Source organism: Psychrobacter sp. Sarcosine-02u-2 (assembly GCF_002836335.1).
Lineage (GTDB): Bacteria > Pseudomonadota > Gammaproteobacteria > Pseudomonadales > Moraxellaceae > Psychrobacter > Psychrobacter faecalis.
In genome coordinates this window covers 13344-32904 of the sequence record NZ_PJBX01000133.1, presented here as the reverse complement: position 1 = coordinate 32904, position 19561 = coordinate 13344, and the positions used below count along the sequence as shown (strand labels likewise).

Annotated in this window: 15 protein-coding genes; 8 read left to right on the top strand and 7 right to left on the bottom strand. The window is 45.0% G+C overall.

All coding sequences use genetic code 11. The annotated features are described in order from the left end of the window. Nucleotides 1–245: 245 nt before the first annotated feature. Nucleotides 246–1109: a universal stress protein gene (locus CXF58_RS04965; protein ID WP_102076778.1), complete on the top strand. Its 864-nt coding sequence runs from the start codon at nucleotides 246–248 to the stop codon at nucleotides 1107–1109. A gap of 48 nt (nucleotides 1110–1157) precedes the next feature. Here the strand turns inward: CXF58_RS04965 and CXF58_RS04960 are convergent, their stop codons facing one another. Further along, nucleotides 1158–2699 carry a sensor histidine kinase gene (locus CXF58_RS04960; RefSeq protein WP_228706541.1) on the bottom strand — a complete coding sequence of 514 codons (1542 nt, stop codon included), beginning with the start codon at nucleotides 2697–2699 and terminating at the stop codon, nucleotides 1158–1160. Nucleotides 2700–2713: 14 nt separating this feature from the next. Next, nucleotides 2714–3415 (bottom strand): response regulator transcription factor, encoded by a 702-nt coding sequence (locus CXF58_RS04955; protein WP_102076776.1) that lies wholly within the window; start codon nucleotides 3413–3415, stop codon nucleotides 2714–2716. Between the two features lie 309 nt (nucleotides 3416–3724). Between CXF58_RS04955 and CXF58_RS04950 the strand changes: the two genes are divergently transcribed. From CXF58_RS04950 to cysE, 6 genes are all read left to right on the top strand, one after another. Then, nucleotides 3725–4237 (top strand): Spy/CpxP family protein refolding chaperone, encoded by a 513-nt coding sequence (locus CXF58_RS04950; protein WP_102076775.1) that lies wholly within the window; start codon nucleotides 3725–3727, stop codon nucleotides 4235–4237. Nucleotides 4238–4504: 267 nt separating this feature from the next. After that, nucleotides 4505–6469 (top strand): gamma-glutamyltransferase, encoded by a 1965-nt coding sequence (ggt, locus tag CXF58_RS04945; protein WP_102076774.1) that lies wholly within the window; start codon nucleotides 4505–4507, stop codon nucleotides 6467–6469. A gap of 360 nt (nucleotides 6470–6829) precedes the next feature. Further along, on the top strand, nucleotides 6830–10543 hold the full coding sequence (gene dnaE / locus CXF58_RS04940; RefSeq protein ID WP_102076773.1) for a DNA polymerase III subunit alpha: 3714 nt from the start codon (nucleotides 6830–6832) through the stop codon (nucleotides 10541–10543). A 56-nt stretch (nucleotides 10544–10599) separates the two neighbouring features. After that, complete coding sequence (locus CXF58_RS04935) at nucleotides 10600–10977, top strand: Hpt domain-containing protein (RefSeq protein ID WP_225211687.1); 378 nt, start codon at nucleotides 10600–10602, stop codon at nucleotides 10975–10977. Between the two features lie 26 nt (nucleotides 10978–11003). Next, nucleotides 11004–11876 carry an RNA methyltransferase gene (locus tag CXF58_RS04930; RefSeq protein WP_068406936.1) on the top strand — a complete coding sequence of 291 codons (873 nt, stop codon included), beginning with the start codon at nucleotides 11004–11006 and terminating at the stop codon, nucleotides 11874–11876. Nucleotides 11877–12120: 244 nt separating this feature from the next. Beyond that, nucleotides 12121–12993, top strand: a complete 873-nt coding sequence (gene cysE, locus CXF58_RS04925) for a serine O-acetyltransferase (RefSeq protein ID WP_238060413.1) — start codon at nucleotides 12121–12123, stop codon at nucleotides 12991–12993. A gap of 248 nt (nucleotides 12994–13241) precedes the next feature. Here the strand turns inward: cysE and CXF58_RS04920 are convergent, their stop codons facing one another. Then, nucleotides 13242–13772 carry a DUF924 family protein gene (locus CXF58_RS04920; RefSeq protein ID WP_228706542.1) on the bottom strand — a complete coding sequence of 177 codons (531 nt, stop codon included), beginning with the start codon at nucleotides 13770–13772 and terminating at the stop codon, nucleotides 13242–13244. Between the two features lie 290 nt (nucleotides 13773–14062). Here CXF58_RS04920 and CXF58_RS04915 point away from each other — a divergent pair, with 290 nt between their 5' ends. Continuing rightward, entirely contained in the window at nucleotides 14063–14797 is a 735-nt protein-coding gene (locus tag CXF58_RS04915; RefSeq protein WP_102076770.1) for a glucose 1-dehydrogenase, read from the top strand. 142 nt (nucleotides 14798–14939) lie between these two features. Here CXF58_RS04915 and CXF58_RS04910 read toward each other — a convergent pair whose 3' ends face one another. The 4 genes from CXF58_RS04910 to CXF58_RS04895 form a co-directional block, all read right to left on the bottom strand. Then, on the bottom strand, nucleotides 14940–15491 hold the full coding sequence (locus CXF58_RS04910; RefSeq protein ID WP_102076769.1) for a 2-amino-4-hydroxy-6-hydroxymethyldihydropteridine diphosphokinase: 552 nt from the start codon (nucleotides 15489–15491) through the stop codon (nucleotides 14940–14942). A 4-nt stretch (nucleotides 15492–15495) separates the two neighbouring features. Then, nucleotides 15496–15900: a dihydroneopterin aldolase gene (gene folB, locus CXF58_RS04905; protein ID WP_102076768.1), complete on the bottom strand. Its 405-nt coding sequence runs from the start codon at nucleotides 15898–15900 to the stop codon at nucleotides 15496–15498. Between the two features lie 41 nt (nucleotides 15901–15941). Beyond that, complete coding sequence (gene rarD / locus CXF58_RS04900; protein WP_068406937.1) at nucleotides 15942–16895, bottom strand: EamA family transporter RarD; 954 nt, start codon at nucleotides 16893–16895, stop codon at nucleotides 15942–15944. Nucleotides 16896–17178: 283 nt separating this feature from the next. Further along, nucleotides 17179–19497, bottom strand: coding sequence for a bifunctional prephenate dehydrogenase/3-phosphoshikimate 1-carboxyvinyltransferase (locus CXF58_RS04895; RefSeq protein ID WP_068406907.1), 2319 nt, complete (start codon nucleotides 19495–19497; stop codon nucleotides 17179–17181). Nucleotides 19498–19561 lie beyond the last annotated feature (64 nt).

Genomic DNA, 19561 nt, shown 5'->3' with positions numbered 1-19561 from the left:
CTATTTAGCAGCGACGATTATCCATTTACGGTAATTGTCAACACACCCTAGTAGAACCAATATTTTTTAGTGAAATATTGTTCTATAATTAAAGAAAATTATATTTATAAAAAGGCATTTAAAACCTAGCGCTTTAATCTTGCCATGACTATATTTGAGGTAAGATGATGACCCCTACTAGATCATTTTTAATGTGATGAAAAGGTCGGCTTATCAAAAGATAAATGCAAAACTAAGGACAGATTATGATAACGGAAGAGCACGTTTTGGCTTGTATTGATGGTTCAGCGGTGACTGGCTCAGTCTGTGATTATGCCGCGTGGTACGCAAGCAAACTGGATATCTCAGTAGCTTTATTGCACGTGAGCGACGTAGCAGCTTCGGTCAGACGCGATTTATCAGGTGCTATTGGCATTAATAGTCGCCAGTTTTTGCTCGATGAGTTATCGGAACTCGATGAGCAAAGGGCGCAGGTGGTCAACAACTACAGCAATGCCTTGGTACAAGATGCAAAAAGTCATATTCAAAATGGCTTTCAAAATATGAAGGTTTGCATTTATCAACGCCGCGGTAAACTGCTGCCAGCGATTGAGCATTTTCAGGAAAAAAATCGCGCCATAGTCATGGGACGGCGCGGTGAGGACCATAAAAACAGTCGTATCAATATCGGCAGTCAAATCGAAACGGTCGCCCGCGCCTCGAACATACCGGTGTTGATTTGTTCAGAGAAATTTAAAGAGCCGCAGTCATATATGGTGGCATTTGATGGCAGTAAAACGGCGATAAATGCCATACACGTGCTTGCAAAGAGCAACCTGTTAAAAGGCTTACAAGGTCATATCGTTATGGTCGGTCATCATAACGAAGCCTCTAAAAAAAGCCTTGATAACGCGGCTGCACACTTACAGGCAGCGGGTTTTAGCGTCGATACCCATCAGCTCTTAGAACTTGATGCGGTTGAGGGTTTACTCAGCTTTCAATTTGAAAACAACATCGATATCATCGTCATTGGCGCTTATGGACGCTCTAAGCTTCAGCATTTATTTTTGGGCAGTACCACGACAGAAATCATTGCCAGCACCTTATCGCCTGTTATTCTGGTACGCTAATTCTTCCTAATTCTATGAATTTAAAGGCATAATAAATATTGTTTACTTTTATTGAATAGGCAGCACTATCTGTACCACCAAGCCTTGAATACCATCTTTGCGGTTACAAACATTAATTTGGCCTTTATGAGCGACAACGACCGCATGGACGATGGCCAACCCCAACCCATAGCCACCTGTTTCCCTGTGGCGAGCACTATCAAGGCGTACAAAGGGCTGAAAAATACGCTCTAAGTCTTTTTCTGCTACCCCGCCGCCCTCGTCTGTTATGCTAATTTGAATGGCATCTCTTTTATTATCGAGCCTTACTTTTGTGACTTCAGCAGTAACGGTCGAATCTGCAGGAGTGTGCATAAAAGCGTTACGAATGATATTTTCAAAGGCACTATGCAACTGTTCTTGATTACCAAGCACAGTCAAAGACGCATCAGATGACGATGATAAAGCATCTGGCGGCGTCCATTGCCAGCGCACATCTTTATGCTGAAACTCAAAACAAACGTCTTTGCCAATCTCGGTGATGAGTTCAACCACGTCTACAGCATCACTCTCTAAATTATCGATGGTATATTGCTGCATTTGCAGAGATTGAATATGAATGATTTGCTCAATCAGCTCATTCATGCGTGTCGACTCTTTATCGATACGGTCAAGGTAACGGCTAGCATCGGGTGCAAAGTCACGCGTCAGTTCAGTAGCCACATCAAGGCGCGCCAGTGGCGAGCGCAGCTCATGCGAGATATCACTGAGCATCTGCTTGCGCGCAAGCTCACTCTCAGCCAATCGAGTCGATAATAAAGCCACATCTTTTGCCAATAAACCTAGCTCGTCAGAGCCCAATGTTGATAACTGCGGATTGGCTTGATAATCGCCGTCGATCATACGGTGCACGGTATCTTGAACTCGACCAATGCGCTGCGTCAGCGTACGACTGAGCCAAAAGCAGACCAACACGCTAAACAGAATAATGAGAAGCAAACGCACGGTAAAATTACCGCGTTGCAGCGCCAAGACATCAGCAAAACGCAGGTGCGGGCGCAATTGTATAATGGCCGTTTGCCCGTCTGGCAAATCTACGGTGATATCTGCCAGTTCTGGGCGATTATTAGGGTCAAAAATTACTTCTCTATTCGGCATCGCTGGATGCAGGATTGCATTAATAAAAGAGGGCTTTTCGTAGGCGCTATCATTTTTATCATGATGCGCTCTACGACTGCCAGAAATGGGATGCGATGGCAAGTCACGCGCCACTTCCTGACCGTTTGTTTGACGCTCTTCTCTATAGCGATAGCGCGGAAAAATAATAGCGCCCTGCTCATCATAAATCCTGATTTGACTCATCAGCCGGCGGTCTTGCCGGTAAAGTTGCCTGACTGCTAATAAATCACCAGCCTGTAGCGCCGCAACCACTTCTTGGCGCTTGAGTAAAAGACTGTCAATTTGCACGTCCATCCGAGCGCTGAGCTCTTTACCATTGAGCCAACGTTCTACCATAACAGAGATGATAGAGGTGATGAGTACCGTCAATAACAGACTGAGAAATAGTCGCCAAAATAGCGTGATTCTTGGCTTGAATGTCGAGGTAAGCATCGATGCGTCCGTCATTACAGCACCAGCTGATAACCTTTACCACGAATTGCCTTGATAGGCTCGTCATGAAAAGGTTGCAGTTTTTTACGCAGGCGCGACACATGCACATCAAGGCTGCGATCAAACGGCTGCAACTCACGCTGTAAGACATGTTGTGACAGCCACGCTTTGCTGACCACCTCGCCTTTTTGTTTAAGTAACGCCACCAACAAGTCAAACTCTGTTCCTGTGACTTGTAACTCGACGCCATCTATTTGGCAAAGTCGTTGATTTTGGTCCAAATGCAACCGGCTCTCTGGCAGTGGCAAGTGCTCTGAGGCGGCAGCACCCGATGCGGTAATACGGCTACGTTTAATCACTGCGTTAATACGTGCCAGCAGCTCACGCGGGTTACACGGTTTGGTAATATAATCATCGGCACCAAGCTCCAGCCCAATAATACGATCAATCTCCTCACCTTTTGCCGTCAACATAATCACTGGAATATCGCTAATCGCTGGCAGCTGACGCAGGACACTGAGCCCATCTATCTTTGGCATCATAATATCGAGTACCAATAAATCATAAGGCGCACTATCATGCATGGCTGATTTTAAGCGTTCGATGACCGCCTCGCCATCATGCACACAGTCACTTTGGATGCCATGATTATGCAAATACTCTTGCAGCAGTTGGGTCAACTCTTCATCATCATCACCCAATAAAATATTTGCCATCCTCCTCCTCTCCTTTCTACTTTATTGCTGTTCAGTCAAATGATTCTAAGCATGCCATAGTATGGTTGATATTATCAGGCAAGCATCCATCAATGCGCCACAAACGTTACCTTTCTTAATATTTCATAAATGTTCGCAACTTCTAGCTGTCGTATGATAGCGGCTATCAGCAACAAATACTGATGGCAATTAATGATTCATAGTGGCTATCCGGGACACTTGCTAATCATTAATTATCAGATAAAAAACCTCTTTTCGTAATAATTAACGTTTGCTCCATAATTTAAGGTAACTATTAAGGTAATGATAATGAAAAAATTATTGATAGGCTCAGTACTCGCGATATCTAGCGTCTTAACGGTTACGGGCTGTACCAGTGTCAACGCCACCACCGATACGACGTCAGTAACGCCAAAAACGACCAACATGCAAAAGCAGCATAAAGTTGGCATGAGAGGCCCTATGTCGCAGTTGGATTTGACAGCGACGCAGCAGGCACAAATCAAAGCTATTATGCAAGAAAAATATAGTGGCAACAAAAAAGATCGTAGCAAATATCAAGCAGAACGCGCGCAAATGCAACAACAAATGCAAGCGTTGACCAATGCCAAAACTTTAGATGCCGCAGCAGTTAACCGCCTAGCCGATCAACAAGCGGCAAAGACCAAGCAGCGCGTTATTGAACGCGTGCAAACTGAGCATGCTATCTCGCAAGTACTAACGCCTGAACAGCGTCAAAAAATGGCGCAATTAAAATCAGAAAGAAAAGCAAAAGGTCATCATGGTTCAAAAAACCGTCAGATGCATAACCAAGCGCAGTAAGATATAAGCCATGGAATTAAAAAAGCATTAGTTAGATAAAGTAAGAACATTTAAAAAAGCGCATCGGTTAGCCGGTGCGCTTTTTTTTGGCTCTTTTTTTATCTCTCAAACTTCCAAAGCTTAACTACCTTATAACGGGCTTCTTTATCTGAAAACAAAAATAGTAAAGCCCTTTCTACTACTGGCAATATTCGTTACTATTTAAGCTTATTTATTCACCTCTCTTTTTAGCTGAATTTTTCTCACCCTCGTAAAAAGGACTTTGCGATGTCAACTCTGTTTTCTCATTCTCATAGCACCCAAACGCTCACCCATAAAAAACTAAAATCTGCTGCGCTGATTATCACTAGCACGCTATTGCTAACGGTCTCTGCTCACGCCGCAGAAACCAAACCTACGACCGCAAAAAATACCGTCAATCCAACCTCGATTAATACCAGTGCGATTAATTTAGCGATTATGGCTGATAATCCGACTGTATTGTCCGAGACTCAGCGCATTACAAAATCGAAATCCTCTACTCTAGCGCCCACTACCGCCACAGGCACAGCCGTCGTTAGTGGCAAGACAGCCAAAACCGACCAAGCTATCTATTCTGAAGACGCCATTCATCACCCTGTTTGGGCAAAAAACGGCATGGTCGCCACCCAAGAAGCCCTCGCCTCTGATATCGGCTTAAAGATTTTAAAAGATGGCGGTAATGCCGTTGATGCCGCTGTCGCCGTTGGCTTTGCGTTAGCGGTTACGTTGCCGCGTGCGGGCAACATCGGCGGTGGTGGATTTATGATGATTTATGACGCTAAGCAAGGCAAAACGGTTGCACTCGACTATCGCGAAAAAGCGCCGAGTAGCGCCTCGCGTGATATGTATCTCGATAAAGACGGCAATGCGGTCAGTGATTTATCCCGCTATCATGGCTTAGCGGTTGGCGTGCCGGGCACCGTAGCAGGCTTGCTTAAAGCGCTAGACGATCACGGCACCATGAGCCGCGGGCAAGTTATGGCACCAGCGATTGCACTGGCAGAAAACGGTATTGAAGTCACCGCTGGCTTGTCCGAATCATTAGAAGCGTTGAGTGACCGTTTACAAAAATGGCCAAGTACCAAAAAGATATTTTTTAAACCAGATGGCAGCGCCTATCAGCCGGGTGAGCTACTACGTCAACCTGAGCTGGCAAAGTCACTTAAACTGATTGCCGCAAAAGGGTCTGATGGTTTTTATAAAGGCGAAACCGCGCGTAAATTGGTCAAAGCCGTCAATGAAGCAGGCGGCAATATGAGCTTGCAAGACTTAGCCAATTACAGGGCGATTGCTCGCGTGCCCGTTAAAGGCGATTATCGTGGTTATGAGATTGTATCCATGCCGCCGCCGTCCTCTGGTGGTATCCATATCGTGCAGATTTTAAATATCTTAGAAGGCTATCCACTAAAAGACTACGGTCAAAACAGCGCGCAAACCATTCACTTGATGAGCGAGGCCATGCAATTAGCGTATGCCGATCGCGCCGAGTATTTGGGTGATTCTGATTTTATTGACGTACCTGCCAGCGGCTTAACCTCACAAGCTTATGCCGATAAATTACGTAGCTTAATTAATCCTAATAAAGCCACACCCGCAGCAACGATTAAAGCGAATAATCCATTACCATACGAGAGCGATCAAACCACGCATTTTTCTATCGTTGATAAAGACGGCAATGCCGTAGCCAATACTTATACGCTGAATTTCTCTTATGGCACAGGGCTTGTCGCTGAAGGTACAGGGATTTTGTTAAACAATGAGATGGATGATTTTTCTGCCAAACCCGGCGTGCCCAATGGTTATGGTTTAATCGGCGGCGACGCTAATGCGGTCGAGGCCAATAAACGCCCGTTGTCTTCGATGAGCCCGACGCTGGTATTCAAAGACAGCAAACCTTATATCGTTACCGGTAGCCCAGGTGGTAGCCGCATTATTACTACCGTCACGCAAGTCATCTCCAATGTCATTGACCACGATATGAATATCGCTGAAGCCACACACGCGCCGCGTATCCACGACCAATGGCTACCCGATGAAATTCGTATCGAAAAAGCCTTAAATGTTGATACGATTAAAAAACTAGAATCAATGGGGCATAAGGTTAGCCCGCAAGCAGCGATGGGTTCAACCCAGTCGATTATGCTTACCCCAAATGGCGTTTATGGTTCTTCTGACCCACGTATCGTCGATGCCGCGGTAGTGGGTTATTAAAGTCTGATAGTTTGTTTTAAAAGTTAATCTTTTAAAAACGATTGCAAATAATGCCCTTCTCTAGCGTTTATCTTGCCCTCTATTCTTTATTCTTAACCCTATAGAGGGCATTTTTGGCTAAACTCATTAAGACTGTTTAATCCTGATTAAACTTGCTTTTTCTACCCTCGCCCTCTCTCTTATACGTTTGAATCGGTGGCTGTCTGCGCCAAATAATGCTATTATTGACGACCAGCTTTAAAAGCTCAAAATATCAATTTTCGCGTCCTATCACTTCTTAAAAAACCATAAGGTATTGATAATAAAAAATTTCTTATCATACAGCTTATTCCCTTTTGATTGCACCAGTAAGAGTCTTCTATGGCATTTGTACACCTTGGTATCCACAGCGAATATTCCATTACCGATTCTATCGTGCGTATCAAGCCGCTGATTAAAGCGGCAGCGGCGGACAATCAGAGTGCGCTGGCATTGACTGATTTATCCAACCTTTATGCGACGGTGAAATTTTATCGTGCCTGCTTAGGCGCGGGTATCAAGCCCATTATCGGCAGTGAAATCATTATGGATAATGAGGACACGCGCTTGGTGCTACTGGCGATGGACAATGAGGGTTATCAAAATATCACCCGTATCGTCTCGCTTGGCTTTACCGAGGGGCGCGCCGATGCTGCCAATCATGGGGTGCCAGTCGTTGAGCGTCGCCATGTTTTAGAGCACGCCGCTGGTGTCATCGTTTTATTTACCGAAAAATCCGATGTCGGTCAGGCATTGGTGAGTTCTATGCCAGAAAAAGCTGACGAGCTGCTGACAGAATGGCAAGCACAGTTTGGTGATCGCTTATATTTCGCTATCAAGCGCACCAATCGCTCGGGCGAAGACGCTTTTATAAAAGCGGCTATTCATGCCGGTGCCAAGCATCGTATTCCTATTATTGCTCACAACGATGTGCGCTTTTTAGAGCAAGATGATTTTGACGCTCACGAAGCGCGCGTTTGTATCGCAGGCTCGTATGTCCTTGCCGACCCCAATCGTCCACGGCTGTATTCAGATGAGCAGTATTTAAAAACCCAGCAGGAAATGACGGCGCTGTTTGCTGATATTCCGCAGGTCATTGATAATACCTTACGTTTAGCCACGCGCTGTAATGTGACCTTGACCCTTGGCATTAATGTCCTACCTGAATTTCCCGTGCCCGAAGGTGAAACGATTGAATCGTTTTTCCGCGCAGAATCAATACGCGGTCTTAATCATCGATTGGATAAGCTCTTTCCGATTGAAGCACGTACTGACAATTGGAGTGAATTTCGCCAAAAGTACGATGAGCGCTTAGAATATGAGCTTGAAGTTATCTTATCGATGGGCTTCCCAGGTTACTTCTTAATCGTCATGGACTTTATCCGCTGGGCAAAAGCCAACGGCGTACCGGTTGGACCCGGTCGTGGTTCTGGTGCTGGCTCTTTGGTCGCTTATGCGCTCAATATTACTGACCTCGACCCCATTCATTACGACTTGTTATTTGAGCGCTTCTTAAATCCTGAACGTGTTTCTATGCCTGACTTCGATATTGACTTTTGTATTGAAGGTCGTGACCGCGTGATTGATTATGTGGCACAAACCTATGGCCGTGAAGCGGTGTCGCAAATTATTACCTTTGGTACCATGGCAGCAAAAGCGGTGGTACGAGACGTGGCGCGGGTACAAAGCAAATCATACTTTTTGGCCAATAAAATCTCCAAATTGATTCCAAAAACCCCAGGAATTACGCTTAGCCAAGCACTTGAACAAGAGCCGCAGCTAAAAGACTTAATCTCCAACCCCGATAATATGGACTATGAAGATGCCATTGAGATTTGGGAAATGGCGATTAAACTCGAAGGCGTCTGTCGAAACGTTGGTAAGCATGCGGGTGGCGTCCTCATCGCTCCCCATAAAATTACTGACTTTAGCGCGATTTACTGTGATGACGAAGGTCACCGCGTCAGTCAGTTTGATAAAGACGACGTCGAAGCCGTTGGGCTGGTCAAGTTTGACTTTTTGGGTTTACGTAACTTAACGGTGATTAACGCCGCAGTAGAAAACATCAATCTGCGCCGCGCCCGCGAGGGCAAAGATGCCTTGGTGTTAGAGGACTTGCCTTTAGACGACAAAAAAGCCTATAAGCTGCTGCAAGAAGCCAAAACCACGGCTGTCTTTCAATTAGAAAGTATGGGTATGAAAAAATATCTATCCAAATTACAACCAACCAATATCGAAGACGTCATTGCCATGTGTGCGCTCTATCGTCCGGGTCCACTCGATGCAGGCATGGTTGAGATGTATATCGACCGTAAGCATGGCCGCGAGGAAGTCATTTATGACCATCCTAACCTTGAGCCAATTTTAGAAAATACCAACGGCGTTATTGTCTATCAAGAACAGGTGATGCAAATCTCGCAGGTCATGGCAGGCTACAGCTTGGGCGGCGCTGATATGCTACGCCGCGCCATGGGTAAGAAAAAACCTGAGGAAATGGCCAAACAGCGCGATATTTTTGTCACGGGTGCGACCGCGCAAGGCATCGATGAAACGACATCGGGCGGCGTCTTTGACTTGATGGAAAAGTTTGCTGGCTACGGTTTTAACCGCTCGCATTCTGCTGCTTATGGCGTCCTTGCTTATCAGACGGCTTATTTAAAGCAGTACTACCCTGCCGAATTTATGGCGGCGGTACTCACCTCTGATATGAACAACACTGATAACGTGGTGTTCTTTATCAATGATTGCCGCGAAAACTTCGGTTTAACCGTCGTTAATCCATCGGTAAACCGTAGTGAGTGGCATTTTGTCGCCGATACGCCGACCAATATTATTTATGGCTTGGGTGCGATTAAAGGTGTTGGTGAAGGTGCGGTTGAGTCTATCGTTGAGGCGCGCCGACGTGAAGGACCGTTTAAAGATTTATACGACTTTTGCCGCCGCATTGATATTAAAAAAGTCAATAAACGTACATTGGAAGCCTTAGTCAGTGCGGGCTGTTTTGATGATTTTGCCGCGACTTTACGACCAGACTTGCCAAGCGACGAAGCATACGAGATTCGCGGGGCGCTGATGAGTCAACTGCCAAGCGCCGTACAAGCTGCGGAACAAGACCGCCAAAACAATGAGCTTGGCATGATGGACCTGTTCGGTGAAATGGATGGCGTGGTCGCAGCGCCACCACTGATCATGACACCAGAGCTGATTTGGGGTGATAAACATCGTCTAAAAGCGGAAAAAAATACCTTAGGTTTATACTTAACTGGACATCCTATCGATGAATATCGCGATGAGCTTAAACGTTATACCTCCGGCGCTCGCCTCGATAAGCTGGCAGACACGGGTTATAACGGTAGCTGCTACTTTGCGGGTTTGATTATCGATATTGCCAATTTCGGTACGCGTAACGTCATCACTTTAGACGATGGCACCTCACGTCTAGAAGTCAGCTGTTATGCCGAGCGCTTTAACCGTGTAAAAGAGCAGTTGAAGATTGATGAAGTCGTCGTCATTAAAGGCAGTATCCGTGAGCGTGACGGGCGCATTTTTGCCCGTCTTGATAATGCCATGAGTATGGTTGATGCACGCCTGCGTTGGATGAAAAAAATTAGCATCAAAGTCCACGGTAGCGATATTAATCTGCTCACACGTATGCAGCCTTTGCTAAAATCCGCTCAAGCAGACATCATACCAGCGCCGCGCTTGTCTTATCACGATGAGCAGGACGAGAAAGGTAATAACGGCGGTGCAAACGGCGCTTACGATCCAGCGATGGGCGGCAGCTTATACGATGAAAACGGCAATGATTTATTGGCGCTAGAAAATGACATGCATCAAGATGCGCTGCAAAACGGCGGCTATGCTAATAATGCCCTTAGCAACACCGATGATTCTATTAATGATAACTGCTTGCCGCTTGGGCTGAGCATTTATGAAGAATACGGTATTGCCAATGTCGGGCTATCTGAGCATTGGCGCATCTACCCTAACGATGACAATTTGCAGCAATTAAAGAGCATGGTTAATGAAGACAATTTACATTTTCATTATAGCTAACACCTTTATAGTAGCTAAGCTGAGCCTTTAACTTTTAAAATATTGGACACATGATTATGACTGAACATCCTAACAATACAAATACGCAAAACGATGATGAGATTATCAATGACGAGCAATTTGATGACATGCGTGAGTTGTTAGAAGAGGACTTTGTTGATTTGATACAAGTGTTTTTTACCGACAGTCACGAGCGCATTGTCAAACTAAGACGCGCACAACAAGAAAAGGATAATGCCAACGGCTATGAGCTTGCGCATGCGCTAAAAGGTGCCAGTGCCAATTTGGGTGCGACTCAGTTAACTCGCCTTAGTAGCCAATTACAAGAAGCGTGCCGTGAGCGCCTTATTGGTGACCAAGCTGGTTTAGTTGAAGACGTCGCCGTAGCATTGCAACGGGTTGAACAAGAAATCAAACAAAGACTGGGGCTATAATGCGTAACGACTCTGCCTCAACTTTGATGCCATCGAAAAAATTAGCGCTCTCAACCGGCAGTCTTACGGTAAGCGATTATCTGTCTTCCTTACAAATTGTCATGGTCAATACCACTTTACCTGCCAATATTGGCTCAGCGGCGCGCGCCATGCACACCATGGGTCTATCGCGTCTGACCGTTGTTGACCCCAAGCTGCCCATTGATGAAATCAGTGTTTCGCACGCGGCAGGCGGTAGTGAATTATTAATGTCAGCCACCATAACGCCGACGTTAGAATCGGCGATAGCGGATTGCCAGCTGGTATTTGCGGCCAGCAGCCGTAGCCGTCACATGCCGCGTCCTGTGGTCACACCGACGCAAGCGGCCAACATCATGTTTGACTTTATCGATAAGCAAACTGCGCTTAATTTAGCAAATAATAGTGAAAGCCCGCAAGCTATTAGCAAGCCCAACATCGCTATCTTATTTGGTCGTGAAGACCGCGGTTTGACCAACGAAGAGCTGGCGTACGCCGATTATCATATTCAAATCGATGCCAATCCCGCTTATCCGGTGCTCAATGTTGCCTCTGCCGTACAGGTCATTGCCAGCTTTATCTTTGCTTATGCGCAAACCCATGCTCAAAACCCTGATGAAAGCTTAGACGATGTAAACCCAGTTCAGCCCATATTAGACGTGCATTTACGTCAACAATGGGATGAGCCGGCCATCACCCAGCAGCAACTACAACAGCTCGTTCAGCGTACCACCAACTTGATGGTTCAACGCGGCTTAGCAGACAGTGAACATTTAAAATCCTTGCCAGCGCGACTGTCGCGACTTGGCTCACGCGTGCAGCTGGATCAAAAAGAGTATCAGCTATTAAGCGCACTGATTGCTAAGCTTAGCAAACATTAGAAAAATGGTTTTATCATTACGTTTTTAGCGCCATTTAGCATTTATTTGCGGGACTTGTCTTTGAACAGATAGAAGCCTGAGCCACACAGATAAGACAACACTGTATTTTACAACTCAAAGCTGTTATAACTTTAAAAGATGTCATTGTGATTTTTCTGACACTATTTTCCTGACAGTATTTTTCTGACAATCGATAGGACGCTTTATGTCATTGCCAACCTCCTTGTTCAAATCGCTTGCCCGTATCAAAAAAGACCTACAAGAAGATGTCGAAGCGGTATTCAATCGCGACCCTGCTGCGCGTAATAGCCTAGAAGTCATCTTGACCTACCCTGGCATTCACGCCCTGATTTTACATCGCGGCGCGCATTGTCTTTGGCAAAATGAGCAAAAACTGGCGGCGCGCGCCGTTTCTTATGGCTCGCGTATCATCACTGGCATTGAGATTCATCCTGCCGCTAAAATCGGCAAGCGTTTTTTTATTGACCATGGCGTCGGCGTAGTGATTGGTGAAACGGCTGAGATTGGCAACGACGTTACCCTTTATCACGGCGTCACCCTTGGCGGCGTTTCATGGAATAATGGCAAACGTCATCCTACTTTAGAGGACGGAGTCATTGTCGGTGCTGGTGCCAAAGTATTAGGACCATTTACGGTTGGTAAAGGCGCTAAAATTGGCTCAAATGCGGTGGTGGTCAAACCCGTACCCGCAGGTGCAACGATGGTTGGTAGCGCCGCTCGTATGATTTCAGACCATCATGACGAAAAAGGCAATCCTATTACAACCAAAGTACAGGACGCCAAACAACAAGAAAAAGCCGCGCAAGCAGGTGCAACTGCTGACCAGCAAGAAACAGACCCTACTTCTAACACTGCACGAGCGACGGCGTTTCAGGCTTATGGGATTGACCCTTCTTCACAAGACCCAGTGGCTGAAGCCTTTGCTAAAATGCTCGAACATATCCAGCAGTCGGAAAATCGACTCGATCAACTACAAGCGGCCATGTGCAAGATAGACCCAAACTTTTGCAAAAAAGAATACGATAAACTGTGCTTAGAAGACTTAGATGTCATCGGTCGTGCTGATATGGATGCAGCTGGCACTGAGCAGAAGTAAATTGCTCGCTAGCTTGGAGATTAAATAAAAAGAGGCCAATTCAATTGGTCTCTTTTTATTTTAACCAATAGACAAATAGCGCTTTAACGACTAACTATCGTCAAAATATTCTAAAAACGCAACGGTATTGCTGATATCAATTTTTTGTAGCCTCTGTCTGCGCAGGCACAGCAAGCAAGAAAAATTGATATCAGCAGTGCGTGATGTCTCTATATTACTTTTCACTCACTATAGTTAACAGACAACATTTATAAAAATGACGAGTCAGGCTGGGTCAAAAACTCTATTTCCTCGCTACTCGACACCCGTCCTAAAATGTCATTACGATACGGATAACGGCCAAATCGATCGATAATTACTTTGTGTTTGAGCTCAGCATCTATGCTGTCTGCATTGGTATATTGTTTAAATAACCTTTCTGCTTGCTGATGAATCAGTTTTGATTCACTGTGCATATAAGGCATCAATACAAACTTACGTTCATCAATCGTTTCAAACGCCTCTAATGCTCCGGCAGCCACCGCCTCTTGCGCAAGTACAAGGCACATCGCATCTTGGGCAAAAGCCGCTGGCGTATTACGGTAAATATTGCGCGAGAACTGGTCTAATATAATAATTTCTGCTAAGCGCCCTTGTATGCTGCTACGCCACGTATAAAACTCTGCCTCCGCTGCTTGCTCAAGTATATCGCTGTAGCGCTCTATTAATAACTTATCAAACGCTAAGTCTTTTTCAAAAAACTTCTCACTACCTGCCTCATTAAAACAAAAATCCAATATATACCCCACTCTCAACTTATTTTTCTAAGGTATTGGTTTACTTAGTTTTTAAAACTTCAGTTAAAACAATTAAAATTTTAAATTCTATAAAAATCAAAGGCCTACGATAAGTTGAGATTGGCGTAATATATCGTTGTACATCGTTTTCTCACTATCATGATTTAAAGCTATGCTTTAAAAACATTGTTTAAAAGATAAAATATGCAGTCAAGACTATATAACTGTTAATGAATATTTAGTCATTTTGTCTTATACTCTTTTATTATTCATAATTAAAAAAAGGCACTATCATGGCGCGTTTACAAGACAAAGTTATCATTATCACGGGCGCAGCTCAAGGCATGGGTGAAACTCATGCGCGTTTATGTATGGCGGAGGGTGCTAAAGTCGTCTTGACCGACATCAATTCTGATAAAGGCGACGCCTTGGCCGCCGAACTTGGCGCTGATGCGCTATTTATCAAACATGATGTCACCAATGAAGATGATTGGGAACAAGTCGTTAAAGAAACACAGGTAAAATTTGGTCAAATCGATGTCTTAGTAAATAACGCGGGTATTACCACGCACAAATCTATCTTGGATACTTCTTTGGAAGACTATCGCAAGATTTTAGAGATTAACCAAGTATCGGTCTTTTTAGGCATGAAAGCGGTTATTCCAACGATGAAAGCCGCTAAGCAAGGCTCTATCATCAATATATCATCGATTAACGGTTTGGTTGGCGGCGCTATCGGTTATACCGATTCTAAATTTGCGGTACGCGGTATGACTAAAGCGGCGGCATTAGAGTGCGCCCCTTATGGCATACGTGTGAACTCCATTCACCCAGGCGTCATCGCTACCCCGATGATTATGCAAGGCGATACCAAAGATGCAGTTGAAGCTTTTGCCAAAACCATTCCGATGAGACGTGTGGCTCAGCCCGAAGAAGTCAGCGGTATGGTGCTATTTTTAGCATCAGATGAATCGAGCTACTCAACAGGTTCAGAATTTATTATTGATGGTGGTTTGACGGCGCAGTAAGGATTTTTGCGCTAAACCATATGAATTAGATAAAAGCTGGGTAGTACCCGGCTTTCATTTTGAGATACTTGAAGGAAAATACTAAGGATTTAATAGCTTTGACTTATTCTTAATAACAGCTCAGCCACTGCATTTAACTTCTTTAAAGCCCACTCAAAATCAACTCTTCAACCCCTGCCCTTTCATGGGCCTTAAATGGATAACGATCTGCCATGATTATCCATTGCTCTGAATTTTTGACTATTTTTTTAGGCGCCAAATAATTGCTTAGGCTATTTTCTCTATCGTCTAATTTTATTAGTAAAATATCAATATCCATAGCGACTTTTTTTATAGGGTTTTTTATTGATTCAGAGCAACGCTTTCTACCGCAATCACTCTCAATTTTTTTAAAAGTCTGCTGCAACTGCTGCAGGGTCATGGCAGATGTAAGGGTTAAATAAACACACTGATTGGTATAGTCAGGTTTTGGTAGCTCAGGTGTCGCGGTAAAATCAGGATTTTGAAATGCCGTTGATAGCTGTATTTCACCTAAAGCCGCAAGCTGTTCTCGAGCGCGTGGTAAGTATTTCTCAGCTTGATAATTACTACCGAGGGCGAGCAGCACTGCCGATACAGAATGCGTTTGCAGCTGTTCAGGCGCGCACTGTTTTAAGTCTTCAAGATTCAAATCAGCCAATGCTCTATGTGTCATCAGATTAACTATCTTGGTTTACATTGGATTCGGCTATTGAGCCTTTGGCATAACGGGTGATCTGCACCCCAACCGCATCCGCTTGTTGAATAGCAGTTGGCTTGGCAACGCTGAGCGTTATTTTATGACAGTTATATTTTGCCAGTAGCTTATCAGCGATTTGACCAGCCAAATGCTCAAGCAGCTGCGCTTGAATGGCTTGGCACCATGCGCTCACATCATCGCAGACCGCTTTGTAATTGAGCGCATCATTAACATCGTCTGACACAGCCGCTTTACTAATATCCGTCTCAAGCGCTATGTCAATCAGGAGTGGCTGCGTAATAGCGCGCTCCCAGGCATAGACACCAATCACCGCCTCTACTGTTAAGCCTTTGACAAATACCACATCAGATTCGGTATGAAACATGCGCTTATCCTTATTTATTATACTTTTATTTTAAAACAATTTTACGATAACGCCTCGTCGCGCAGGCGCGCAGCTTTTAACGCTTTACTCGGACGATGGCGCCATAGGTCAATACTGAATAATAATAACCCAAGCCAAATCAAACCAAATACCGCCAGACGATGTAAATCAAAAGGCTCGTTATAATAGAATACCGCCAAGAAGAAAATAAAGGTCGGGGTCAGATAATTCATAAAACTTAGAATACTAAAAGCAACCATCTTAGTCGATTTATTAAACAACAATAATGGTATCAGCGTAATCGGACCTGCCAGCATCAGCAGCCAAATGTTTGAGGTAAACCAAAAACTTAACTGACTACTCACCACGTCAGCTTGCCAAAACCACCATAAACAGATCGGTACTAACATGGTGGTTTCTACAAACATGGCATCGACCGCCGTGAGCGGTGTTTGGCGCTGGATGGTGCCGTAAGTACTAAAACTAAAGGCTAAAATCAGCGATATCCATGGCAGGCTACCAATCATAACGACTTGAATCAGCACGGACAATAGCGCAAAACCAATAGCTACCCATTGCAAGGGGCGCAAACGCTCTTTAAACAAAATCATCGAGAGCGCCACGCCGACCAATGGTCCGATAAAATAACCCAAACTGGCCTCAAGAATGCGGTCGTGGTTGACCGCCCATACATAAGTAAGCCAGTTGGTGGCAATAATCAAACCCGATATAAAAGAAAATGCTATCCATCTCGGGTTTTGCTTTAGCGTATCAATCCATTGCCAGCGCTTGGTCAGCACCAATACGATAAGCAAGCAGGCAAAGGTCCATATAATGCGATGGCCGATAATCTCGGTCGCATCATAAGCAGCGAGCTGCTTAAAGTATAACGGAAATGCACCCCAAATAAAGAACGCTGTTAGCGCGGTGGCAATACCGCGTCTGGTGGTTTGAATAGGAGCAACGGGTTTTTTGACAACATTTTGAGTGGCCATAAGACGATACAACTTTTTAGAGCAAAGCGCGCCCTTACCTATTTTTAAACCATTATCAAATGATAAAAGTAAGAGCGCAGGGTTACTACGTAGAGGGTAGAAAGTAAAAAGCAATGCGTTGATACCAACTAAGTATCAACACATTGCTCACGACAACAACTATTATTAAATAAATTTTATAACAAGTTTAAAATTTAGCTTTTGGACTTTAACAGATTCAGAAGATAAAGCTTTAAATTTTAGAAGTTAATAATATTTTGTCAGGTAATTAACAACTTCAATATTAAGCCGCGCCATTATCGACCTTGATAGACATACCAATTTGATTGGCAAGCTCAGCAAATCCTGGGAAACTGGTATTGACGGTTTCAACGCCTTCAATGGTAATCTGCTTCGCTGCACGTAAGCTGGCAACCGCAAAACTCATGGCAATACGATGGTCATGATGCGAGGTAATATGTCCGCCGCCAAAGACAGGCTGGCTGTTATTCACTTCATTAACGTTACTGCCCTTACCTTCGATGCCTTTACCTTCAATAATCAGGCCATCTTCAGTCACCGTACAATCAATGCCTAGTGTTTGTAGACCGTCTGCCATCACGGCGATACGATCTGACTCTTTCACACGCAACTCTTTTGCACCGGTTAACACCGTACGACCTTGGGCACAGCTAGCAGCGATAAATAATACGGGAAACTCATCAATCGCTAAAGGTACTAAATATTCTGGAATCTCGATACCTTTTAGGCTTGAGCTGCGAATAGTAATGTCCGCCACTGGCTCGCCGCCGACATGGGTTTCATTGCTTAGGCTAATATCAGCATTCATCAATTTTAAAATATCAATGATACCCGTACGCGTCGGATTAATACCCACTTGCGTTAGGGTCAGCTCGCTGCCCTGACTGATAGCTGCGGCTACCATAAAGAAAGCCGCTGATGAGATATCAGCAGGAACGGCGATATCGCCGCCTGTAAGCGTACCGCCACCTTTGACGCTGACACGATTGCCATCAACCATCACAGGATAACCAAAGGCTGAGAGCATACGTTCGGTATGATCGCGGCTAACTTCAGGTTGAATAACGGTCGTGGTACCTTCTGCCCAAAGTCCCGCCAATAATAAGCAAGACTTAACCTGTGCAGAGGCAACTGGCATATCATATTCCATACCTTGGAGCGGCTCACCAACATTCGCTCGACCCGTAATGCTAAGCGGTGCGGTACCATTATGACCGGTACTTTGAATGACGGCTCCCATTTCACGTAATGGTGCGGCCACACGTTCCATCGGACGCTTATTTAGACTGGTATCGCCTGTCAATACACTATCAAATGACTGCGCTGCTAATATACCGGCAAGCAGGCGCATACTGGTGCCTGAGTTGCCCATATATAAGGGCGTTTTGCTTGGTTTTAGACCGTTCATACCGACGCCATGAATGGTTAATTTACCTTTATCAGGGCCTTCAATACTCACGCCCATATCACGAAATGCTTGCAAGGTAGCCAGCGCATCCTCTCCTTCCAAAAACCCTGTGACGTTGGTGACACCTGTGGCAAGGCTACCAAGCATGATACTGCGATGCGAGATAGATTTATCACCAGGAATAGTAATGGTGCCAGAGACGGTGTTGCTAGGAGTAATATTATAAGAAGCTGACATGGCAGAAGTATCCGTATAAGGGGTGCTGGCTAACATATGGCCAAAATGTCGCCGTGCGGCTTGCGCGCGGCCCAAAAGCCCCATGAGGGCGGTCGAATCTTTATCAATGATAAGCTGGCGCATATTCTGTAGATAAACGCCATACTCGTCAAGAGCGCTTATAATCGCGCTTTGGTTGGCAAAAAATATATCATGCCACATTTTAGGGTCGCTGGCGGCAATACGGCTAAAGTCGCGAAAACCGCCTGCGGCATAGCGAAACATATCTAAATTGTCATCATGACTTGCCAGCTGTTCAACCAAATTAAACGCCAGCAAATGCGGCAGATGACTGGTATGTGCCAATATTGCGTCATGACGTTCAGCCGCCATCGGCATGACCGTCGCACCAACTGCTTCCCATAACTGACGAAGCTTAGCAACAGCGTTATCATTGGTCGTTGGCAGCTCACAGATAATCACGCTATGATTGACAAATAGAGTGGCGCGCCTGGCATGATAGCCTGAATTTTCCGCTCCAGCAATCGGATGCGCAGGGACAAACCCCGTTGGTAGCGAGCTAAAGACCGCTTTTGCCGCCTCAATGATATTAACCTTGGTACTACAGACATCAGTAATGAGGCAATCAGCAGCAAGCTGTCCATGATCCATCGCGGTTTTGATATCGACAAACACAGCCTTTACCGCTTGCACTGGCACGGCGATGACAATTAAGTCGCTGCCCGATACCACTTCACTTAAGACGGCACTACCCGCATCTAGCAAACCATGTTGCATGGCTTCATCGATGCTTGGTGCATGTCGATCAACCGCCACCAAGCGCGCACTTAAACCAAGGTCTTTGATGGCTTGGGCAAGACTCGCGCCAATCAGCCCGAGACCGATAACACAGACTTGCTCAAATAATGGCGGCTGAGTATGTATAGACGATTGCATATGATTGTTTTGGTTGGTTATGGGTTGATTGCTTAAGTTTCGATTACTTATATTTTGATTGCTA